We start from the raw sequence: 5,701 nt of genomic DNA, 5'->3' as shown, positions 1-5,701 counted from the left end.
GGTTGGGTTCGCGACACCATAGTTAAACGACCTTCCTCACCAGCCGTAAGAAGAGTATAAAATGCGGAGTAAAAATTTTCATTATTCTGTGGTGCCCCGTGAGGGGCATGGGCGGCTAACGGGCAGTTTTGCAGAATATATCACGGAAGGGGTTTTTTAGTGAAATATCCGTCTGTGATTAGCAATCTATAAGAAAATTGATGAGTCTAAAATTACTGGAGCCATAGGTCTCGTCTACCAGACGGTAAGATGACCTTGCCACCTAAAGTAGATTACGCTAATCGGGCAGTTTAACGTAACAATTCAATGCTATCCGTATTAAATATGGGACTTTAAGCTAACAAGGGTAATTTATTCGGCTGTTTCATCAAGGTCTTCGTTGTAAGCCAATATCCCACGTTTAAAATAATGAAGTTTTTCGTCCGAGGTAGTTTCCATTAAATTGGTGATCAGCAGCTCAACACTTTCCTTGTAGTTTTGGCTATTGTAGAGAGCCATGGCGAGAAATACTTGAATTGCATGGTTCTCCGGGAACTCCCTCAAGCCTCTGCGTAACGTCTCAACAGCTTTTTGGTAGTACCCCCAGTAGCGGTATGTACTCCCCAGACCCATTAAGCATCTTTCTAGATCAGGACCAGTTAAGCCCAACTCAAGAGCTCGCTCATAGTATGGAATCGCCTGACGTCCTAGGCCGGAATTGTCATGTGCGATTCCGGTTTGGTAGTTGATTTCAGCATCATTCGGATAATTTGACAACAGTTCCAACAAGTGCTCGCGAACCTCGCTTAAGATCTCTAGATCTTGCTTGGCTCGTCCTTCTTCACGCCGTTCAATCAATTTATTTAAATCGTCTCTAGTCATTTGTCCACCATTCCTATAGTTGGCAGTCTGTTGAGATAAGGCCATCTTAACATAATGCTGCGCTCATTTGAATTTCTCAAAGTCAAGTAGATGAGGAGGAGCCATCGTTGATTGAGCTAACGGATACAAGAGCTCAATAGAATTACATTGCGAGGCTGCTGGGGATTGATCGGCAGCTTCGCTCAGCGAATGGGCAGATTATTTCATATACACAAAGGAATTTTCCAAGGTCTATGGAAGTATTGGTGGGGGTAAATTCGAATGAAATTACTCATCATCCAACCAAAACTTGAGAAGAATATTGTTCAACTTGAGAATGAACTGCGAAATAATCCTTCCGCTGATGTACGACCAGCCATGATGAAACTCATCCCTATTCATATGAATCAGCTTGCTGGATTTGTGAGATGCAAAAGATGTATTTGCTTCCGGAAGCTAGAGGTTGGCTTTAGTGCCGAATGGGCTTTTTTGCATGTGCGTCTAATATCCGATTACTCAGGTTATCGTGGATTAGAATAGATAAACTAAAAACATGCAGGAGAGTTCTATATGGCTATAAAAACAGTGTTCTCTGAATATGAGCTGACCGAATTGGTTAGTAATTACGACCTTGGGAAGTTTCTTGGTTCATTTCCTCTTGCAGGTGGCACCGTGCAAACAAATATAGGAATTCGCACAACAATGGGACAATTTGTTCTTAGATATTATGAAAATCGCTCGGTCGAATCAGTCTTGTTTGAAACGAACTTGCTAATCTATCTAAAGGGTCGTAACTACCCTTGCCCGTCACCTTACAAAAACAGGAAAGGCAGTTTTGTCGGTATATATAACCTCAAACCATACGTGATCTTTGAATATATGGAAGGCAAGCATATTAGTCAGCCTACTCTAGAACAAAAGAAGAAACTCATTCAAAAGGTTGCAGAGCTGCACAAGCTTACAGAAAATTATTCGACTGTTCATAAAGAAAACCGGTGGAATTACAATGTTGAATTGTGCCACAAATTAGCTGGGCAGGCAGCTGAACGTATAAATACATTGGATGCATTTCAGAAGTTCTCATGGGTGGAAAATGAATTGCGTCGATTGCAGCTTCCTGCATCTTTACCAATGGGAGTATGCCATGCGGATTTTCACTTTTCCAATGTACTCTTTAAACATAATGAAATCAGTGCATTATTGGATTTTGATGATGCAAACTATACCTTTCTGATCTTTGATTTGATTGGTTTAATCGAATCTTGGGCATGGCGTCATGATTTAGATTATGTGCTCAATTTTGAAGAAGCGAAGAAGGTTGTGTGGACGTATAACTCATTTAGACCTTTAATGAAAATGGAGAAACAACATCTGTTTGACGTTTATAAATTGAGTATTTTGTTTGACTGTGTTTGGTTTTTTGAACGGGGAGACGTAAGCGATTTTTATGAGAAAAGAAAAATAGATTTTCTTAATGGGTTGGGTCGAGAGGTATTTAGTCGTAAGCTATTTGAATAATTGAAAAATCAATTGACGGCCAGTTGTTATTGAAATAACGGATTACGATAGTACAACGACAACAGGCTGCCGAGTTCGATATCGGCAGTCAGTAATTTAAGAAATCATGATCCGATCAGGATGGTGAAAGTTTTTGATTAAGTTGTCTGTTCTATTTCTTATCGCCATTATTTTATTAGCTGGTTGCACGAATAAAGAAGATGACAATTTTCAATCTCAACCGACTCAAGCCACGATGAATCCAGTGATAACAAGTCAACCAACAGAATCGCAGATTCAAAGCCCTGAACCATTTCCATCGCCAACGCCGTCACCTTCTCCGACCCCAACGGCGTCATCTTCGTCCGCTGATTCAAACTCCATCGTATATACGAATAAACAATACGGTTTTCAGTTTTCTTTACCCGAAAGCTGGAAAGGTTATTCCATTGTAAAAAGCAATTGGGAAGGCAATGTAATGGACGAAAAATCCACAAGTGAAAAGTCTTTAGAAACGGGTCCAATCCTTTCTATTCGAGATCCTCGATGGACCACACAAACGCCAAGGCAGGATATACCCATTATGGTATTTACAATAAGTCAGTGGGACTCTCTTCTGCGAGAAGAATTTTTTATTGGAGCAGCAGCTATCGAACCGAGCGAATTGGGTCAAAATGATAAATATGTTTTTGCAATTCCCGCACGCTACAATTACGCCTTCCCGCCTGGATACGAGGAAGTGGATAAGATTTTACAAAGTCACCCACTTAAAGCTATTAATTAGCAGCTAGAACATCGGCAAACGAAAACGATTGAGCTAAAGGGTCCACCGGTCTCCCCGTCTTTTTTGCGATCATCATAGCCATCTCAAGCGAGGGTTCCCCGTGATTTTTTTCCCACCTGTGGTATAACTGGCGGGGGGCACCATCGTGAATCGGCTGGTGGAGATAATGAAGAGCAGGGGAAGGGTTTTTTAGTGGAATATCCATCTGGGATTAGCAATCCATAAGAAACAACCCAAACTGAAATATCTTATAATGGATATAGTTAAGGTAGATATACCTCTTGAACAAAGGAGAACTGAAAATGAGAAAACTTGTTCTATTTTTACACGCTTCGCTTGACGGTTTTGTTGAAGGACCAAACGGTGAAATGGACATTGGCTGGATTTCCTACGATGCTGATTTGGAGAAACACGCGAAAGAAATTCTGAGTACGGCCGACACCGTCATTTGGGGGCGGGCGACTTATCAAGGAATGCACGCTTATTGGCCATCTGTGCCTTCGAACCCATCAGCTACGCAGCATGAACGGGATCATGCCGAGTGGATCGAAAAGACAACCAAAATCGTTTTTTCCACGACGCTAGAGAAAGTCGAATGGAATAATTCCAGACTCGTGAAAGAAGATGTCGAAGAAGAGATCAAAAACCTCAAACAGCAGCAAGGCAAGGATATGGTCATCCTTGGCAGTCCTAGGTTCGCACACCACCTTATGCAGCTTGATTTAATTGATGAGTATAAAATTACGGTTTCTCCCGTCCTGATCGGTAGCGGATTGCCGTTATTCCAAGGTCTCAAAGAGAAGATCAATCTTAAACTAATCGAAAACAAGACCTTTGATTCTGGAGCCATAGGTCTCGTTTACCAGACGGTAAGATGACCTTGCCACCTAAAGTAGATTACGCTAACGAGCAGAATTGTTTAATTGACCATCCTTCGTTAAATTAAATTTGTATTCGGTCAGGCCAGGACTGTGCACATTAGCAATCCATGAGAAACCGGACATGCTGTTGGATGATAAAATGTAGACATAAAGGAGGCTGCATATGGAACGTGTAATCTTGATGATGAATGTGCGAGAAAACCAGGGAGGAGAGTCAGTCGCATGGCAAAGATCGTTTTCGCATTGAACCAGTCTCTGGACGGATTCGTCGACCACGACCACCCGGCATTTCAGCCCGACCCCGTGCTATTCCGTCATTTCATCGACGACGTGCGCGGCCTGACGGGTTGCCTGTACGGGCGCCGCATGTACGAGATCATGCGGTATTGGGACGGAGACCATGTTGAATGGGATGCGCCGGAACGGGAATATGCAGCGGCGTGGCAAAGCAAACCGAAGTGGGTGGTGTCGAGGACGTTAAAGTCCGTCGGTCCGAACGCTTCTCTGATCGAGGGCGACCTCGCAGCGGCCATACGTGGGCTGAAGGCTCAGCATGAAGGGGAGATTGAAGTTGCCGGGCCGGAGTTGGCCCACAGTCTAACGGAGCTCGGTCTCGTTGATGAGTATCGACTCTATCTCCATCCAGTCGTGCTGGGTCACGGCAAGCCGTTCTTCGCCGGACCGCGGCCGCCGCTGCGCCTCGTGGCAAGCGATCGAATTGGCGAGAAGGTGATCAGGTTGACCTACGTTCCAGCTTAGTTGTGCGGTTGACCCAGCGGCCAAAAGGGCACGTTACTTTAATAGGGATTCTCCGGCTGTAGCGGCAGTCAGAGGATCCCTTATTCTTTAAAATTTGTTCAGTTAAGCGAAATGACATAGTTATTTATGGAATTGACGATTGACCTAACAGGAAACGATAGTTGAATGTACACAGCTGCAGCCGGTCATGTGATCATCCAGGATGAAATTGAAAGGCCCGAATCCCGAGACACATTCCAAAACACCAAAACACAACAAACAAGGAGCAAGATCCATGGAGATCTTGCTCCTTGTTCTACATTTTAATATTTATCGATCGCGGTCAATCCATTGTTTTATCGGTTTTTCCTACATTTCAAAAGGCCGCCGATTTCAGGACTTCTTTTATTTTATTTATGATATTGATGTGCCACATTAAACGGCCACATCCGGACCCATTCGCATTGGCTGAACACGCCAAGCAAGAGCCTCTGTAATAATCTACCGGCGGTTAGTCCGCAACATTAATGCAACAAATACCCTACAGGAAACGTCAAGAAATTTTGTGTAACTCGAAGGAACGTCCTCTCACGAATAATCCGGTTACCAACTATCCAAGTCGAGTTCCTTTATGGTGCGTTCAAAATCTTGCTAGACTCCATAATGGAATTAGGTTGCTGTGTAGAATGTGGAGCGAAGGAACAGGACGGTTTATCTTGTTCTGAGACTGGCGAATCGAATAAAACAGAGTCGCCGACTTCCGAATGACTTGAGCATTTTACAGGGAAGACTTAAAGCTGAAGCCGCCAAGAACGATGGCGGTGAAAAGCGGTTCCAGCGTCAAATTTAATACGAAATCCAGAGGTGGACCCATTGAAAAAGATAGGACAAACAAGCATTTGCGCACTGTTATTGGTGCTTATGGCCGGTTGCGGATGGTTTTCGACCTCGTCACCATCAC

At 43.6% G+C, this 5,701-nt stretch carries 6 protein-coding genes; 5 read left to right on the top strand and 1 reads right to left on the bottom strand.

Annotation, left to right across the window (positions count from 1 at the left end; genetic code table 11):
* Positions 1-351 precede the first annotated feature (351 nt).
* The gene (locus E5161_RS20545) at positions 352-861 is read right to left on the bottom strand and encodes a tetratricopeptide repeat protein (protein ID WP_136779752.1); all 510 of its coding nucleotides are present in this window, start codon (positions 859-861) and stop codon (positions 352-354) included.
* Positions 862-1,122: 261 nt separating this feature from the next.
* On the opposite strand from E5161_RS20545, the gene E5161_RS20540 reads away from it, so the two are divergent.
* From E5161_RS20540 to E5161_RS20520, 5 genes are all read left to right on the top strand, one after another.
* Positions 1,123-1,380 carry a hypothetical protein gene (locus E5161_RS20540; RefSeq protein ID WP_136779751.1) on the top strand — a complete coding sequence of 86 codons (258 nt, stop codon included), beginning with the start codon at positions 1,123-1,125 and terminating at the stop codon, positions 1,378-1,380.
* A gap of 30 nt (positions 1,381-1,410) precedes the next feature.
* Entirely contained in the window at positions 1,411-2,358 is a 948-nt protein-coding gene (locus E5161_RS20535; RefSeq protein WP_136779750.1) for a homoserine kinase, read from the top strand.
* Between the two features lie 133 nt (positions 2,359-2,491).
* Positions 2,492-3,121 (top strand): hypothetical protein, encoded by a 630-nt coding sequence (locus E5161_RS20530; protein WP_136779749.1) that lies wholly within the window; start codon positions 2,492-2,494, stop codon positions 3,119-3,121.
* A 302-nt stretch (positions 3,122-3,423) separates the two neighbouring features.
* Complete coding sequence (locus E5161_RS20525) at positions 3,424-3,999, top strand: dihydrofolate reductase family protein (RefSeq protein ID WP_136779748.1); 576 nt, start codon at positions 3,424-3,426, stop codon at positions 3,997-3,999.
* A 225-nt stretch (positions 4,000-4,224) separates the two neighbouring features.
* Entirely contained in the window at positions 4,225-4,761 is a 537-nt protein-coding gene (locus tag E5161_RS20520; RefSeq protein WP_136779747.1) for a dihydrofolate reductase family protein, read from the top strand.
* Positions 4,762-5,701: the final 940 nt, after the last annotated feature.

The organism is Cohnella pontilimi (assembly GCF_005049045.1).
Taxonomy (GTDB): domain Bacteria; phylum Bacillota; class Bacilli; order Paenibacillales; family Paenibacillaceae; genus Cohnella; species Cohnella pontilimi.
Note: the sequence above shows the minus strand (reverse complement) of the source record. Positions and strands in the feature narration are given on the sequence as shown.